Genomic DNA, 14535 nt, shown 5'->3' with positions numbered 1-14535 from the left:
GAACACGGAAGATAAGCCCGCCTGCGTATTGGTGAGTACTGGAGTGGGAGACCCTCTGGGAGAGCCGATTCGCCGCCCTCATTCATACTTCAACTCATACTCACGCCCCACAGAGCACCTGCTCTGTGGGGCGTTTTGCATGTGTGCACTCTGGCGTTTCTGGGTCACGCCGTACCGCTATGCTTAAACGAACGCAGTAACAACAATCAGTTGCGCCAAGGTGGCAGAGTCCGGCCGAACGCAGCGGCCTGCAGAGCCGCCCACCGCCGGTTCAAATCCGGCCCTTGGCTCTTTTGTGACACAACTCAATCCACTACTAGTGCCTCCCATGTGATTGAACGCCGTCTGGTCCGAGTGTTGCATCTTTATGCACAAACGATAATCGGTATACTTGCACACTGTCGTTAGCATATTCCGACGGAGCCTTCATTTCGATACTGGCCAAACAAGACGGTATGCAGGAGTTCGCTTTTACTGTCACGTACACTGACGGTGTCGACGATCTCATGGATGTGTTTATCAATAATCCTGGTCTGTACTCTCGGACTGTCTCTTGCCACGCGACAGAAGATACGATGTGGCGCGTCGACGAGGTGACTGGACCGCAAGACACGCTCGAAGCCTACGATCAGCGTATTAGCAATTTATCTCGGTGTTCGAACCTCCGCGGAATGGGCGGTTGTCAAATTGACTGGGAGCACGAAGTCCTGTCGAAACAGCCTACGAGCCGTGTAATCTACTCCCAGCAATCCGAAGGATCTGGTTGCCGATCGATCCCCTATCTCGTCGCAACGCATCTTGGAGATGGTGCACTCTGCCGAGCAGAACAGTACGGGCGCACGTACCGCTGGCGCATTCTCGTAGACACTGCGGCCTCTCTGAGTCCGGTCCACGAAGAACTGCGAGCTAACCTTCGTGACGGGCTCGAGTTGACCGTCGAACGCGTCGACCAGTCACCCGAGTGGAGCGAACGTCACATTCCTCGCTCGGAGTTGTCCCCCGAACAGCGCGAGGCGCTCGAGTTGGCTGCTGCATACGGCTATTACAGTTCGCCGCGTCAACTATCCCTACAGGAGATTGCAGAGGCCGAAGAGATGCCGGTGTCGACGCTCCAGTACCGCCTAACACGGGCGGAAGCCAAGCTTGTGACGACGTTTCTGTCGGAGACTCCTGGTCACGGCCGGATGTCGCGCGGTGTGCAAGCCGGTAGTGAGGTACGATGTGGGAATGAGAAGTGAACACTGTCGGTCGGTGCATTAGCATCAGCTACAGCGAATACTGGTAGTTCGATTTATCCTGTGGAGACGGCATCGTGAGCCAGTTGGTATATTCCAACTGAATCTCTATTCTGGTTCGGCCTGGACGAAACAGTGTGGATTCAATGAGACGTCACAACCCAACACAGCGGACGGGTGTATCGCGCCGAACGTACATGGCAACTGGCGGCCTCGCAGCATTGACTTTCGGTGCGGTCGGCGCTGGTAGTGTTAGTGCGGATGGGAAAACACGTGAGAGTGACGAATCGTTCGACTCCGGAACCAGTCGCACACTGATTACGGACGGAACGATCGTCACAGTCGATCCCGATCTCGGAATTATCCAGAACGGCGACATTCTCGTCGAGGACGGCTGTATTTCAGAAATCAGTGAGTCGATCGATGTCTCTGGAGCAGAGACAATCGATGCGAGCGATTCGATCGTCGTCCCCGGATTCGTCAACACGCACCTCCACGCGTGGCAAGCGGGCGTTCGCGGTGTTGCCGGCGACTGGTCGTTCAACGAGTATCTGGAGACAATGCTGGGTGAGATAAGCAGCCACTACCGTCCGAACGACGCGTATCTCGGGAATCTTTTCGGTGCCGTTGAGCAACTCAATGCGGGGACGACGACGATTCTGGACTGGTTCCACATCGCGAACAGTCCGGGGCACACGAACCGTGCAATCGACGGTCTCGAAGACGCCGGTATTCGTGCAGTGTTCGCGCACGGTCCACCGGGCGACGACAGTGCGACCTGGTGGGAGGAAAGCACCGAGCCACATCCGGACGATATCAAGCGCCTGCACCAGACCCGATTCCCGTCGGACGACGGGCTTCTCACGCTGGCGATGGGAATCCGCGGCCCCGACTACGCGACGGACGAGGTCGTCGCACAGGACATCGAACTCGCTCGCGACCTCGATATTCCAGCGTCGATGCATATCGGATCGCTCGGTCCCGGCGGCGTTTCGACGCTCGAGGAACTCGGCCTCCTCGGTGATGACCTGAACTACGTACACGCGAACCGTCTCACCGAGGCGGAGTTCAATCTCATCGGTGACTCCGGTGGTTCGGTATCGATTACCCCAGAGGTCGAGATGCAGATGGGAATGGGGATGCCGGTGCTTCGGGAGACGCTCGACGGCGGTGGTATCCCTTCAGTTGGCGTCGACATCGTGTCGAACGTGAGCGGCGACATGTTCACACAGACGCGAACAGCATTGCAAGTCGAGCGGGCGCTCGACAACCAGCCGGCAGTCGATAACAACGAACAGATCGAAACTGTCTCGATCGCAGCACAGCGCGCACTCGAGTTAGCGACGATCGACGGCGCGCGAGCGCTTGGTCTTGAGGACGAGATTGGCTCGTTGACACCGGGCAAGCGTGCGGATATGACGCTGATTCGAACGGACGATATCAACACGACGCCGGTGCACGATCCGGTCGAGACCGTGGTATTCCAGGCTGGGGCTGGCAATGTGGAGACAGTGCTCGTCGACGGGACTGTCGTCAAGCGTGATGGGGTGCTGTACAACGAGTCGGCACGGACGAGACAGCAGGATCTGATCACGTCAGGACGCCGGATTCTTCGCGAGAGTGGTTTGTAGTACAGGGATCCTGCTGTGGGTTCGGTAGTGTGTCGCTACCGAACTGACTGTATCAATCAATTATCATCGCCGCATTGCTATCTGTGTGGTAGTCGTCTGAAAAGCGGGCCGGGCGCGATTATGAACTACGCCCAGCAATGCTCGCTTCGCTGTGCCTTTCTGGTTTACTTCAAATCGCACCGGTTCTGTTACCTGTCGCTCACGAACTTGTTTGCGACAGGAAAGCGGGCCGGGCGCGATTATGAACACACGGTCGGACGTGCTCACTCTGTTTCGCACGCCCTCTCTGCGTTCAAATCGCGGAGCCGTTTTGCCACTCGCGAGTTTGCTCGTGGCAAAAGCGGGCCGGGCGCGATTTGAACACGCGACCGTCTGGTTAAAAGCCAGACGCTCTGCCAGACTGAGCTACCGGCCCTGTGTATTCCACTATTGGTGAGTAGTGGTTAAACGTTTCTTTCTTCGGTGCCGGATGGCGGTCCGTTCGTGGCTGCAAGAACTTCGAGAACCAGGCTCGCTACTCGAGTGCCGACTCGAGTGCAGCCGTGACGAGCTCACCGGGGTCGACGCCGTCGAGGGAGGCCTGACGTCTGAGGTCGCGGTAGCTGGCTGGCGAGAGTGTGAGTTCGAGGCGGCCGAGTTGAGTGCCGTTCGCGGCGAGTGCGTCCTCGATCGGTGTGCCATCGTTGACGGCGCTTGCGATGCTGCGGACATCGCGGACGGTGAGGTCGGCATCGATTGCGGCCCAGGCGAGGAGGAGTCGGGCTTCGCCGCCGACGCGGGCGATGTGTTTGGCGGCGGTGGGGGCGATTTGCCCGAGTGCGACCTGTTTGCGAACGGACCGCGGGAGGTCGTGAACGCGAGCCCACTTGCGAATGAACGACACTGTGACGTCGTCGCCGGCGCGTTCTGCGGCGGCTTTGTACGACCCTTCGCCGCGAACGAGTGCTGCGCAGGCGGCGGCTCCGCGGAGCATGTAGAGATGGTCGTCATCGCTGGCACCGGTTGCGAACTCTGTAACGGTGTCTGCGGCCTTCTGGAGGCTGTCCGGATCGTTCGGATCGAACTGGACGGCCCGGGTTGCGTGCTGACCGGTGACAGATTCGTCACCACGGATAACTGGTGTGCCGACGGGTGACTCTCGGTCGGTTGGGATTGACCGGCTTCGTTCGTGCTGGCGCTCATGCTCGTGGTCATGGCCACGGCCACGCTCGCGCTCGCGCTCATCGCGGCGATGTCCACGAGTGGAGTCACCAGGGCCGGTGTCTGTCATGAGATAGTAGCGTGTATGTTCTTGAGCGCTAAAAGTGTCGCTCTCATCGTCCGGAGTTTCGTCAGTCGTCGTCCTCGCGCTGTTCGGCGAGGTGTTCCCAGATTTCGGTGCAGCCTGCACCCTCCTCGATATCGTCCAGGTGGGCATCATCTCGCTCGTCGTCCCGGTCGATTGACTCCGGACTCCGTTCTGCCGCGTTCGTCATACACACCGGTACGAGCGCAGGTTGCATAAGTAGCTCCTCGCAAGCAAGCGATACCCGTACTCACCTCTAGCGGGGATTGTTGCCGCCGTCTGGGTCGGCGAGAATCCCGACACTGCGGCGTAGTACTGCGGTTTCCGCATATCACTCCGTCATCGGCGCCGCAAAACGTTGCGACCAGCGATGCACAGAGGGTAATCGAGCACGTAGCCCGCCTATGACCATTGCACTACGGACGCTGGACGACGGTGCCTGGATCAGCGTCAACGATTCTCGAGAGGTTGGCGTCAGCGATATTTGGACGCTTCCTGCCCGCGAGTTCTGCGGCTGTGAGACTCCACACGTGATGCTCGAGGGGTTTTCCGGTGTCGACCTTCGAGGTGTCGATACGCACGTCATCGCCGACGCCGTCGGGATGTGTATCGACTGTGGAACGCGTGATGGCATCGAGTCGCTGCCGGTCGGTCGAATCGTCGAGGGCGAGTTCAAACGCTACGAGCCGGAATCAGTACAGAGTCCGTCGGTCGCCGCGGTTTCGGGCCGATAATTCGAGTCGCCGCTACCTCTCTGCTGGGGAACGTTCACACGCAATTGTTCTGGCAACACCTACCTCAACCAGCGAGAGGCGGCCGGGTCTGACGCGACGCACGGGCGTATATGATCCACTCTCTATCTAGTGAGCAAATGCCGACTGATGTCGAGGAGTGGAAGGACGAGATCTACGGCACAGACATTCGTGACCATATCGAGCGATTCGCCGAGGACGGCTGGGAGTCGATCCCGGACGACGAGAAGGACGCCTGGTTCGAGCGCTTCAAGTGGTACGGCCTGTACCACCAGCGCGCCGGCCAGGAGTCGTACTTCATGATGCGGATCGGTCCCCCAAGCGGCGTGCTCGAGCCGGGCCAGTTCCGCCGCATCGTCGAGATCGCAGACGAGTACGCCCGCGGCCCGGTCTCGAACCCGGAGTTCGGCAACGGCTGGCTCGACGTGACGACGCGGCAGGCGATCCAACTGCACTGGATTCGAATCGAAGACGTACCGGACATCTTCGAGGCACTCGAGGACGTCGGGCTCTCGACGGTCCAGGCCTGCGGTGACTCCTGGCGAAACATCGTCGGCTGCCCGGTTGCGGGAAAGGACAAACACGAGCACGTCGACGCGCAGGGACTTGCGGACGACCTGCACGATACGTTCAAGAAGAACGAGGCGCACTCGAACCTGCCGCGCAAGTGGAAGGTCTCGGTGACGGGCTGTGACGAGGGCTGCGGCCAGGGCGACATCAACGATCTGGCGTTCGAGCCCGCCGAAAAGGAGGTAGACGGGGAGACCGTCACGGGATACAACGTCCGCGTCGGCGGTGGACTGGCGCGCAACGAGCCGCGGTTCGCGAAGAACATCGACGTCTTCGTGACGCCCGAGCAGGCCGTCGAGGTCGCCGGTGGCATCTCCGCGCTCTTCCGTGATCACGGAGACCGCGAGAACCGTTACAAGGCGCGTATCAAGTTCCTCGTTGACGAGTGGGGCGCCGAGAAGCTTCGCAACGTCCTCCAGGAGGAGTACATCGACTTTGAACTCGAGACGGCGGGTGAGGATCTGCGCCACTCCTACAGCTACAACGCTGGCGACGCAGACGGGAAGCACGACCACGTCGGCGTTCACGAGCAGACCGACGGCAACAACTACATCGGCCTGAACGTCCTCGTGGGTCGTCTCGGGATCGACGACGGCTACGAGATCGCCGACGCGGCCGAGGAGCACGCCTCCGGCGAGGTCCGTCTGACCCAGCGCCAGAACATCATCCTGACGGACGTGCCGGACGACGAGGTCGACGCGCTGCTCGACAATCCGGTCTTCGACGAGTACAGTCCGGATCCGCACCCGTTCCAGCGCGGGTCGATCGCCTGTACCGGCAGCGAGTTCTGTTCGCTCTCGATCGTCGAGACGAAGAACCGCCAGGTGCGTTTCTCGCGCTGGCTGGTCGACAACGTCTCGCTTCCCGAGGGCGTCGAGGACTTCCACATCCACCTCTCGGGCTGTACCGCGTCCTGTGCCCAGCCCCAGATCGCCGACGTCTCCCTGCGGGGGATGAAGACCCGCAAGGACGGTGAACCGGTCGAGGCCCTTGACATCGGCCTCGGCGGCGGCCTCGGCGAGAACCCGCAGTTCGCTTCCTGGGTCGCAGACCGCGTGCCGGCCGACGAGGTGCCGGGTGCGATCGAGAACCTGCTCGGGAACTTCGACGATGCACGTAGAGACGGTGAGAGCTTCCGCGAGTTCGTCGCCGCTCGCGACGACGAGGAACTTGCCGATCTCGTCGAACCCGAGGAGACGAGCTACGAGGACCCGTTCCTGCACAACACCAAGCGAACCTGGTACCCCTACGCGGAGGAAGACGGATTCGACGACAGCCCCGCACCGGCACGCGCCGACGGGACGCCGATCCCATCGGACGACTGAGTTCTGCGTACTGTCCACGTCCGTTCCCCACTCCTCGTCGATATTCACCGGGCACCGCGGTAGACAACTGGTCCTCTATTTTTTGAGAACGCGACCGAGCCACGTCCATCGCGTGCACAGAGGCCACCCGTTGGAAGTCCCTAAGTGGTCGTAGTGCGACTCCCTAGCCATGTCCGACCGACTGATGCGGGTCAACGCCTACACGACACTCGACTACGTCGAGGCATCGGCGAAAGGCCACGAGTTCGAGTTCGACTCCGTCGCCATCCTCAACGCCACGACCGACCGCGAGGAGCCCGACTGCGTCCGCCTCCAGTTCGAACTCGACAACGCTACCGACCAACACCTCCCCAAGCACATGGAGGAACTCGAGTTAACCCCGGATCAGGCGCGCGAGCTTGCGGGGGAACTCGAGACGTATGCGGATCGTGTGGAGAGCGAGACGGAGTAGGTGCTGTAGCGTGTCGGTGGCTGCTGTTGGTTGTCGCTGTCTGCCGTTCCCGTGCTGTTTATCGCTGTCTGCCGTTTCTGTGCTGTCTATCGCTGTCTGTCGCTCCCTCCCACCGCCCGCCGTTTGTGACTATTCCGAGACCTTCTGTGCGCCTGCCGTCGCAGGCGTCTCGCTTTTTCACACGCTTGGCGAAGCCGTTCGTGATCGTCTCATGACCGTCGATACCATCCACGACTTGTTCGAGCATGGCCTCGAAGACATCTACCACGCAGAACACGAACTCCTCGACGCGCTCTCGGATTTGGAGTCGAACACAGAGCGCGAGGAGATCGCGGAGGCGTTCGCAGAGCACCGTGCGGAGACAGAAGAACAAATCAACCGTCTGGAAGAGGTCTTCGAGATGTTCGGCGAGCCACCCGAGAAAGAAGAGTGTGAGGGGATCAAGGGCCTGATCGAGGAGTACGAGGAGTTCGCCTCGATGGATCCCTCCCAGGAGGTGATGGACTTCCACAACATGGCAGCCGCGGAGAAGACCGAACACTACGAAATCGCGGCCTACGGCAATCTGATCCCGCTCGCGGATCAGCTCGGAATGGACGACGCAGCAGATCTGCTAGAGGAGAATCTCCGTGAAGAACAGGCGGCGCTCGACGAGTTGAAGGAGTTGACGGAGTCGTACGAAATGGACGCCATTCCGGCGGAGTAGGCGGAGTAGTTCGAGCGAGCGGTGAATCTGTTGGCGATGACAACTGTCGTTCGGGTGTCTTGCCGTCGCCGTCGCCTTCAGCACCACCCACAACTCAGCGCAGGTCACTGATTCGATACCGCGCTTCGTAGTACTCGTCGTCGTACTCGTAATATCGGTACCAGCTGGTAATCTCCTCTCCCTCGGGAAGCGCCGCGTCAGCGAGTCCCAGTTCAGCGAGAATCTCGTCGAACGCCTCCGAACGAGCCCCTTCCTCGACGTACTCCATCGGGGCGCTTGACGAATCCGCGGACTCGGCGAGGATTGTTGCCATCTCCTCGGAGAGTGTCGTCTCACTAAATTTGGTGGCGACGTGTTCGGAGCGAACGTGCTCGACGAATCCATCGGTCGAGTCGGCGACTGGCTCTAACTCGTGACTGTATTTGGTGGTTTCCACAGCGGCTTTCTCCACGTGAAGGCGCAGCGCGAGTTCGTCGGGCGTTCCATGCCCCTCTGGTTCGATCAGCGCGTACTGAAACGGTGCCTCCGGTAGGAGTTCACTGTCCGCCGGATCTAATGGATCGAAGAAGACGACTCCCCGACGTGGGTATGGCAGGTCAGCGTGCTCCGTGTCCGCGACCACGGACGAAACCGCAGTGCTGGTCACCTCGTCGAGAATTTCCGCGTCGAGTGCAGAACGGTCATCTGTCGGAACATCTCCCGGTGCATCCGGATCCGTGACGTACTCCGCGTCGTCTGGGAGCTTCTCGAGTGGTTCCATCCACACGGCCCAGCGGTCCAGTGTGATCGGCTCTGAATCGATTCGGACGCGGCTAAACTCGTTCCCGTTGCCGTTTTCGCTTCCGTTTCTGTTCTCGTTTCCGCTCTCGTTGTCGCTCTGGACGTAGGCGGGAACGTAGTCGCTTTCATCGTCGTTCTCATCGCTCGTTCGCTCTTCGACGAGCGGTGTTTCGATCGTTTCGACTGCGCCAGTCTCACGCAGTTCCTCGAGTAGGGACTCGACGAACTCGTCGTCGACCTGTCGTTGATGGAAGGCGTACGCTGCGGGCTCGAGAGCGAACAGTGTGACGGGATCCGAACCGGTTTCCGGTCTACTCCTGAGCGTATATCGCGTTCCATCGGCCGAGAGACAGCCTGCGAGGGAAGTAGCGGCTGCAGCGCCGATAGCCGAAATTACCTGCCGCCGAGTAGCTGCCGGTGGCCATTTGGAGGGCATTTTCATAGACGTCTATGTAGGATGATAAAACCATAACGAATGTAGGATACAATGAGGTCGACCATCGATGGATCATCGACCTATATACCGCGAGTCCAGGGATTTCACCACGGCGAAATCAGTTGTCGGGACTGTAATTCAATGTCGCACGCAATATACTTATACGATGATACAGTGCATTGACACAGTGGGTGTTAGATAATGGCAGACGCACCAGCAAAAACTGCACGAGCGGAGTGGGGAACACGGTTTGGGTTCCTCATGGCGATGATCGGTGCCATGGTCGGTGCCGGGAACATCTGGCGATTCCCCTACGTAATGGGAGACAACGGCGGTGGCGCGTTCGTCCTCGCGTTTCTGGTCCTGTTGTTCCTGCTCGCGGTTCCCGGTCTGATGGCCGAGGTCGCGCTCGGTCGCTATACGAACAAGGGCGTCATCGGCGCGTTCCGTGATGTGCTCGGTCCCGGCGGGATGGTCGGACTCGGTGTTATCGTCCTCCTGGTGAACATCGCGTTGATGTCGTACTACTCGCCGCTGATCGGGTGGACGCTGTACTACGCCGTCCACTCGCTGCTGTTTACGTTCACGGCGAGCGGCTTCGAAGCCGGCGCGTTCATGGACACGTTCTTCGCGAACTCCGCGCTGATGATCGGTCTCCACACGATCGTTATGGGGTCGATTGCAGCGATCCTCATCCTCGGCATCCGTCGTGGCGTCGAACGACTCGTCGTCTACGCGGTGCCGGCGCTCGTTATCGCGCTCATCGTGATGACCGTTCGTGGTCTCACGCTCCCCGGCGCGAGCGAGGGGATCACCTTCATGTTCAGCGTTGACTGGGGCGCACTCGCTGCCAGTGAAACCTGGATTGCCGCACTCGGTCAAGCGCTGTTCTCGACCGGGCTCGGCTGGGGGATCGCTCTGACTGTCGGTAGTTACCTGCGTGAGTACGACGACGTACCGCTTGGCGGCGGCGTCTTCACGGCGCTTGGCGAATCGAGTATCGGTATCCTCGCCGCGCTCGCGATCTTCCCGATCGTCTTCGCCGTCGGCGTCGAACCGGACGCCGGTGCCGGACTCGCGTTCGTCTCGCTCGTCCAGGTCTTCCCCGAGATCCCACTCGGCGGACTGGTCGCAATCCTGTTCTTCGTCGGGTTCTTCCTCGCGACGTTCACGTCCGGACTGCTGATCACCGAAGTCAGCGTGACGACCATCAGCGAGGAGACCAGACTCGATCGCACACAAACGGTGCTCGGCGTCTGCGGTGGTATCTGGCTCCTTGGCATCCCGAGCGCCTACTCCGCGGACATCCTCGACTTCCTCGACTTCGTCTTCGGAAACTGGGGGCTGCCTCTCGCGACGCTCGCGATCATCGGCGTCATCGGTTGGGTTCTCGGACCCAAACGGCTTCGCATGCTCGCAGTCAACCGCAACGCCGGCATCTACGTCGGCAAGTGGTGGGACCCGGTCATCAAGTACGTCATCCCGGCCGTCATGCTGTTCATCATGGGCTACTTCGCCTGGGAGAACTTCCGTGAACCCGAGATGATCGCCGGGATGCTCGTGATCGTTCTGTTCCCGATCATCGGCTACGCCATCATGTCGGTCGTCGAGGGTCGTGGCGGCAAACCGGGCACCACAGAGGTCACCGGAGGTGATGACTGATGCCACTTCCAGCTGAAGTGCTCGGCATGCTCGCGTTCACGTTGCTCGCCTTCTGGGGAATCTCCCTCTGGGCGCTGACCCGCACGCTCCGCCAGGAGAGTCGAAAAGTCGAGATCCTGAAACACCAGGATCGGATGGACACGTACTCCCCCAGGGCGCTCGCCGACCTGCGCGAGTGGGTCGAAACCAACCCGAACGATCCGCTCGCCGACCGCGCCAGAGAGCAGTACAACGAGTGCGTCGACGTCCTTACCCAGACCGACCGACACTTCTACGACTGGTCGGACACCGAAATCGAGCAACTCGAGCGACTCTGACCCACAGCGCCCGAGACCTCGCTCGAGTTCCGGACACACCGTTTTTATCGCTCGACACAGTAGCACACACCGTGACGGTACCGGTACCCGAGGGACACGACGGCGGCACCGACGACGAACTCGCGATTCGTCCAGCCGAACAGGCAGACCTCCTCGCTGTCGTCCGCATCGAAAACGAGTCGTTCCCCCAGCCCTGGCCGTACGACGCGTTCGACCGGTTCCTCGGCGAACCCGGCTTCCTCGTTGCGGACATCCACGGTCAAATCGCCGGCTATGTCGTCGCTGATGTCTCCGCCTCGTTCGGCCGCCAGCTCGGTCACATCAAGGACGTTGCAGTCCACCCAGACCGGCGCGGAATGGGTGTCGGCTCTGCGCTTCTCTCCCGGTCGATCGCCGTCCTCGCAGCCCACGGTGCCGACTCGATCAAACTCGAGGTCCGCCGCTCGAACGACGGGGCCAAACGACTCTACCGCCAGTTCGGCTTCGAACCGATCCGACACGTCCCCGGCTACTACGGCAACGGCGAGGACGCGATTATTATGGTCCGTCAACTCGAGTAGCCTGGCGCTGGTTGCTTCGAATGTGTCTGCTCATCTGTTTGTCTGCCCGACCTCACGTTCTCACGTTTTCTCGTTCTCTCGTTCTCTCGTTCTCCCGCACTCGAGTACATGAGACGCCCGCCGGTCAGGACTGGAGACGTGGCCGTTTTACTACGCGCGCTCCTATGGGGAGTATGGGATATGCCTGCCCCGTCTGTGCGGCCGAACAGGCCGACGCGGAGCATCTCGCGAATCATCTCGCGATTACGGCCTCGCTTGGCCGTCAGGAACACCAGGAGTGGCTCGCCGAGCACGCGCCGGAGTGGGAAGAGTGCTCACCGCCGGAACTTGGCGAGATCGTCGCAGAGCATGCACCGGAGATCGAGACGCCGTCGTTCGAGGAGGGGCCGAGAGGGCAGCGTGGGGGTGCTCACGGTCATCGTGACGGGCATGGTCATGGTCACGGTCACGACCACGATCACACCCAGGGCCGCCCAACCGGCCTCGAAGCCGACCTCGCCCGCCAGAGCCGCCAGCGCGGCCGCGGTTCGATGACTACCGAAACCGAACACGTCCTGCAGGAAGCCTCCGAACTGACTCGCCAGATGGTCGAAAACGCGTCAGAAGATGAGGGGGACTCGAGTGCCGGCACAGAATCAAACGCGACAGCGGAACCGGAGACTGACGAATAGGTGTTGCGTTCTGGGTTTCACTCCGTGTACGGCCAGTAGAGGCCCAGTATGAAACACAGGGCACCGGTTAGCGTCACGACGAACTGTTCGGTTTGTGACGAGCCGGTGGACATCCCCACGCCAACGTAGCCGAACACGAGAACGCCTACTGCTGCCCATCTCGGAATCGACAGCGGGAGATAGCCTTCAGTCTGGGCGTACAGTGTCAGTGAGAGGGCTGCCAGAAGGACGACCGAGAGCAGGGAGGGCGAGACCATCGTTGGTATTTCATGTCGCCCGGAATATATCCCGTCTGAATCTGGAGCGGAGGGTGCGGCCTGCGTGTAATCACTCCAAGTGGACGATTGGTGTCGAGGAAACACGTAATTTGTAACTTGCTCCCGCGACCAGAAACGGGTATGCACACCGTTGGGACAGCGACGTTCTCGTCGATGGACGACGCGCGTGACCGTTACACAGAAGTCGGGCCGACGGCCCAGACGGTCGTCCGCGAGGTTGCGAAAGCGATGGCGTTCGACCGCGAGGAGTACGCCGAGCGTGTCACGAGCGACGTCGTCGAGACTGCACGGGACGTGCTGTTCGCGAGTTCGCTTGCGGTTACGGTCGGCACGCGCGAGGAGTTCGACGACTGGCGGGAATCCTACGAGGGCGAGGTGTCCGTTATCGGCAACGAGAACGTCGACCGCGTCGTCTGGCACGCCGGGCCGGACGGGGAGGCGGTCGCCGCGACGTTCCAGAACGAGGAGGAGGCGGCGGTTGCGACGCTGCGCCGGCAGGCGTTCGGCCGGCTCTACCGCGAGCACGTCGAGCGCGGCGAGCCGTAGACTACTGCCATACTCTCAACTCTGCTTTCCTCTACATCTACAGATACGGCCGGAGCAACGCCCCGTCGTGAAGATTTTTCGGGAACGTTTCGAACCACGACGCGGCGATAATCTCGTCCGGTTCCACCCCTAGTCCTCGACATCGGCGAGCGGCCCGTCAGCACTGGCTGCAAAGACGACGTACGTTCCAGTGTACGTCTCGTCAGTCGACGCCGAACGGTACGTCTGTTCGGTCACGAGCAGCCCGGAACAATGCGTTCCGGCACGCAACCCCCACCTATTACGACACCGGCCCGGTATACGCCACCAATGACGACACCCGACGAATGGACACTTCTGGAGGAGATCACTGAATACGAAACGCCGTGGTACAACGGCGGATACGACCGACTCGAGCAGCCCGACGGAAGCGAACAGCGCTACTACTGGGCCGAACTCCCGCCAGCCGTCGTTATCGTCGCGCGCGTCGATGGACGGGTACTCGAGTCGCAATCCAGTGTTGAACTCGGGACCGGATCCCATCTCGAGTCCGAGTCGGTTTGCACTCAGCAGGGCCGCGATCACATCCTCTTCGTCGAGCAGTACCGCCCAGCGATTCGTGAAACACATCTCGAACTCCCGGCGGGAATCGTCGAGGACGGTGAGTCCTACACCGAGGCTGCTGCCCGGGAACTCGAGGAAGAGACTGGCTTCCGACCAACGAGTACGGTGCTCTTACAGGAGTACGCGGTCGCGACGGGTGTACTCCGACACGATCGGGGAATCGTCTACGCGGACGGCCTGGTTCCCGGCGAGCGCGAACTGGATTCGAACGAGTTCCTCGAGGTGACGACCGTGCCAGTCGATGGGGCACTCGAGCGGGCGCGCGAACAGCCGGCGAACGATGCGACACTTGCGGCGCTCTTACTCGCCCACGAGGACGGTGTGTTGTCTCCCTCCGCTGGCGAGTAACCGGGGCCTGATTCGGGACGAGGCGACTGGTGTGGTATCCCGTGTTAGCGACTCGCGCCGCGGCCTGCCGGCTCTGGTTCCTGGCCGCGGTCCCGTTCTCGGTCTGACTCGTCGACGAACTCGTCGGGATCGAACCGGACTGCCGCGACGACGTGGCCGACGATCGCCGCGAGGATGATCAACCCGCCCGCGACTGTTGTCATTGTCAGCCCGCCCATGAACAGCCCTGCGACGAGGACCATCGTGCCGACGAGCTGGACGCCGAACAGTGCTTCATATGTTACCAATTGACTCTCCATGGGTGAAGATACGCAATCGAGGACGATAACGCCTTGTTACGGTCGAGTTGTCTGTCACTCGCGCTGGTCTGTTCGGGGTG

17 protein-coding genes, 2 tRNA genes and 1 rRNA gene are annotated in these 14535 nt (G+C 60.9%); 14 read left to right on the top strand and 6 right to left on the bottom strand.

Features of this window, described 5'->3' with window-relative positions; translation table 11 throughout:
* From rrf to C483_RS07685, 4 genes are all read left to right on the top strand, one after another.
* A 5S ribosomal RNA gene (rrf, locus tag C483_RS07700) occupies window positions 1-81 on the top strand; the annotation flags it as partial.
* Window positions 82-214: 133 nt separating this feature from the next.
* Window positions 215-290: transfer RNA gene (locus C483_RS07695), tRNA-Cys, on the top strand.
* Window positions 291-455: 165 nt separating this feature from the next.
* Window positions 456-1238 carry a helix-turn-helix domain-containing protein gene (locus tag C483_RS07690; protein ID WP_006652791.1) on the top strand — a complete coding sequence of 261 codons (783 nt, stop codon included), beginning with the start codon at window positions 456-458 and terminating at the stop codon, window positions 1236-1238.
* Between the two features lie 194 nt (window positions 1239-1432).
* Window positions 1433-2866 (top strand): amidohydrolase family protein, encoded by a 1434-nt coding sequence (locus tag C483_RS07685; protein WP_006652790.1) that lies wholly within the window; start codon window positions 1433-1435, stop codon window positions 2864-2866.
* Window positions 2867-3207: 341 nt separating this feature from the next.
* Here C483_RS07685 and C483_RS07680 read toward each other — a convergent pair.
* The 3 genes from C483_RS07680 to C483_RS20405 form a co-directional block, all read right to left on the bottom strand.
* A tRNA-Lys gene (locus C483_RS07680) sits at window positions 3208-3281 on the bottom strand.
* A gap of 99 nt (window positions 3282-3380) precedes the next feature.
* The gene (locus C483_RS07675; RefSeq protein ID WP_006652789.1) at window positions 3381-4136 is read right to left on the bottom strand and encodes a DUF7119 family protein; all 756 of its coding nucleotides are present in this window, start codon (window positions 4134-4136) and stop codon (window positions 3381-3383) included.
* Window positions 4137-4197: 61 nt separating this feature from the next.
* Window positions 4198-4341, bottom strand: a complete 144-nt coding sequence (locus C483_RS20405; RefSeq protein ID WP_006652788.1) for a hypothetical protein — start codon at window positions 4339-4341, stop codon at window positions 4198-4200.
* 214 nt (window positions 4342-4555) lie between these two features.
* On the opposite strand from C483_RS20405, the gene C483_RS07670 reads away from it, so the two are divergent.
* The 4 genes from C483_RS07670 to C483_RS07655 all read left to right on the top strand — a co-directional run bounded on the left by C483_RS07670 (window position 4556) and on the right by C483_RS07655 (window position 7955).
* Entirely contained in the window at window positions 4556-4885 is a 330-nt protein-coding gene (locus C483_RS07670; protein ID WP_006652787.1) for a hypothetical protein, read from the top strand.
* Window positions 4886-5022: 137 nt separating this feature from the next.
* Window positions 5023-6798, top strand: coding sequence for a nitrite/sulfite reductase (locus C483_RS07665; RefSeq protein WP_006652786.1), 1776 nt, complete (start codon window positions 5023-5025; stop codon window positions 6796-6798).
* Window positions 6799-6967: 169 nt separating this feature from the next.
* Window positions 6968-7249, top strand: coding sequence for a DUF6360 family protein (locus tag C483_RS07660; protein WP_006652785.1), 282 nt, complete (start codon window positions 6968-6970; stop codon window positions 7247-7249).
* 211 nt (window positions 7250-7460) lie between these two features.
* Window positions 7461-7955 (top strand): ferritin-like domain-containing protein, encoded by a 495-nt coding sequence (locus tag C483_RS07655; RefSeq protein ID WP_006652784.1) that lies wholly within the window; start codon window positions 7461-7463, stop codon window positions 7953-7955.
* Between the two features lie 94 nt (window positions 7956-8049).
* On the opposite strand, the gene C483_RS07650 is transcribed toward C483_RS07655, so the two are convergent.
* Complete coding sequence (locus C483_RS07650) at window positions 8050-9171, bottom strand: hypothetical protein (protein ID WP_241431482.1); 1122 nt, start codon at window positions 9169-9171, stop codon at window positions 8050-8052.
* Between the two features lie 201 nt (window positions 9172-9372).
* Between C483_RS07650 and C483_RS07645 the strand changes: the two genes are divergently transcribed.
* The 4 genes from C483_RS07645 to C483_RS07630 all read left to right on the top strand — a co-directional run bounded on the left by C483_RS07645 (window position 9373) and on the right by C483_RS07630 (window position 12381).
* The gene (locus C483_RS07645) at window positions 9373-10833 is read left to right on the top strand and encodes a sodium-dependent transporter (protein WP_083860409.1); all 1461 of its coding nucleotides are present in this window, start codon (window positions 9373-9375) and stop codon (window positions 10831-10833) included.
* Window positions 10833-11150, top strand: a complete 318-nt coding sequence (locus tag C483_RS07640) for a hypothetical protein (RefSeq protein WP_006652781.1) — start codon at window positions 10833-10835, stop codon at window positions 11148-11150. Before C483_RS07645 ends, C483_RS07640 begins: the two co-directional genes overlap by 1 nt.
* A gap of 71 nt (window positions 11151-11221) precedes the next feature.
* Window positions 11222-11710: a ribosomal protein S18-alanine N-acetyltransferase gene (gene rimI / locus C483_RS07635; RefSeq protein WP_006652780.1), complete on the top strand. Its 489-nt coding sequence runs from the start codon at window positions 11222-11224 to the stop codon at window positions 11708-11710.
* Between the two features lie 173 nt (window positions 11711-11883).
* The gene (locus tag C483_RS07630; protein ID WP_006652779.1) at window positions 11884-12381 is read left to right on the top strand and encodes a DUF5810 domain-containing protein; all 498 of its coding nucleotides are present in this window, start codon (window positions 11884-11886) and stop codon (window positions 12379-12381) included.
* Between the two features lie 17 nt (window positions 12382-12398).
* Here C483_RS07630 and C483_RS07625 read toward each other — a convergent pair whose 3' ends face one another.
* Window positions 12399-12638 (bottom strand): hypothetical protein, encoded by a 240-nt coding sequence (locus tag C483_RS07625; RefSeq protein WP_006652778.1) that lies wholly within the window; start codon window positions 12636-12638, stop codon window positions 12399-12401.
* A 141-nt stretch (window positions 12639-12779) separates the two neighbouring features.
* On the opposite strand from C483_RS07625, the gene C483_RS07620 reads away from it, so the two are divergent.
* Together C483_RS07620 and C483_RS07610 are read left to right on the top strand one after the other, a co-directional pair.
* The gene (locus C483_RS07620; RefSeq protein WP_006652777.1) at window positions 12780-13205 is read left to right on the top strand and encodes a DUF5809 family protein; all 426 of its coding nucleotides are present in this window, start codon (window positions 12780-12782) and stop codon (window positions 13203-13205) included.
* A gap of 309 nt (window positions 13206-13514) precedes the next feature.
* Window positions 13515-14156 (top strand): NUDIX hydrolase, encoded by a 642-nt coding sequence (locus tag C483_RS07610; RefSeq protein ID WP_006652775.1) that lies wholly within the window; start codon window positions 13515-13517, stop codon window positions 14154-14156.
* A 44-nt stretch (window positions 14157-14200) separates the two neighbouring features.
* On the opposite strand, the gene C483_RS07605 is transcribed toward C483_RS07610, so the two are convergent.
* Window positions 14201-14455 (bottom strand): hypothetical protein, encoded by a 255-nt coding sequence (locus C483_RS07605; protein ID WP_006652774.1) that lies wholly within the window; start codon window positions 14453-14455, stop codon window positions 14201-14203.
* Between the last annotated feature and the right edge of the window lie 80 nt (window positions 14456-14535).

The organism is Natrialba hulunbeirensis JCM 10989 (assembly GCF_000337575.1).
Lineage (GTDB): Archaea > Halobacteriota > Halobacteria > Halobacteriales > Natrialbaceae > Natrialba > Natrialba hulunbeirensis.
Note: the sequence above shows the minus strand (reverse complement) of the source record. Positions and strands in the feature narration are given on the sequence as shown.

Excerpts from the sequence above, each read along its gene's own strand:
- C483_RS07690 (WP_006652791.1), top strand. The coding sequence starts at position 456 with ATGCAGGAGTTCGCTTTTACTGTCACGTACACTGACGGTGTCGACGAT.
- C483_RS07685 (WP_006652790.1), top strand. The coding sequence starts at position 1,433 with ATGGCAACTGGCGGCCTCGCAGCATTGACTTTCGGTGCGGTCGGCGCT.
- C483_RS07675 (WP_006652789.1), bottom strand. The coding sequence starts at position 4,136 with ATGACAGACACCGGCCCTGGTGACTCCACTCGTGGACATCGCCGCGAT.
- C483_RS20405 (WP_006652788.1), bottom strand. The coding sequence starts at position 4,341 with ATGACGAACGCGGCAGAACGGAGTCCGGAGTCAATCGACCGGGACGAC.
- C483_RS07670 (WP_006652787.1), top strand. The coding sequence starts at position 4,556 with ATGACCATTGCACTACGGACGCTGGACGACGGTGCCTGGATCAGCGTC.
- C483_RS07665 (WP_006652786.1), top strand. The coding sequence starts at position 5,023 with ATGCCGACTGATGTCGAGGAGTGGAAGGACGAGATCTACGGCACAGAC.
- C483_RS07660 (WP_006652785.1), top strand. The coding sequence starts at position 6,968 with ATGTCCGACCGACTGATGCGGGTCAACGCCTACACGACACTCGACTAC.
- C483_RS07655 (WP_006652784.1), top strand. The coding sequence starts at position 7,461 with ATGACCGTCGATACCATCCACGACTTGTTCGAGCATGGCCTCGAAGAC.
- C483_RS07650 (WP_241431482.1), bottom strand. The coding sequence starts at position 9,171 with ATGCCCTCCAAATGGCCACCGGCAGCTACTCGGCGGCAGGTAATTTCG.
- C483_RS07645 (WP_083860409.1), top strand. The coding sequence starts at position 9,373 with ATGGCAGACGCACCAGCAAAAACTGCACGAGCGGAGTGGGGAACACGG.
- C483_RS07640 (WP_006652781.1), top strand. The coding sequence starts at position 10,833 with ATGCCACTTCCAGCTGAAGTGCTCGGCATGCTCGCGTTCACGTTGCTC.
- C483_RS07630 (WP_006652779.1), top strand. The coding sequence starts at position 11,884 with ATGGGATATGCCTGCCCCGTCTGTGCGGCCGAACAGGCCGACGCGGAG.
- C483_RS07625 (WP_006652778.1), bottom strand. The coding sequence starts at position 12,638 with ATGGTCTCGCCCTCCCTGCTCTCGGTCGTCCTTCTGGCAGCCCTCTCA.
- C483_RS07620 (WP_006652777.1), top strand. The coding sequence starts at position 12,780 with ATGCACACCGTTGGGACAGCGACGTTCTCGTCGATGGACGACGCGCGT.
- C483_RS07610 (WP_006652775.1), top strand. The coding sequence starts at position 13,515 with ATGACGACACCCGACGAATGGACACTTCTGGAGGAGATCACTGAATAC.
- C483_RS07605 (WP_006652774.1), bottom strand. The coding sequence starts at position 14,455 with ATGGAGAGTCAATTGGTAACATATGAAGCACTGTTCGGCGTCCAGCTC.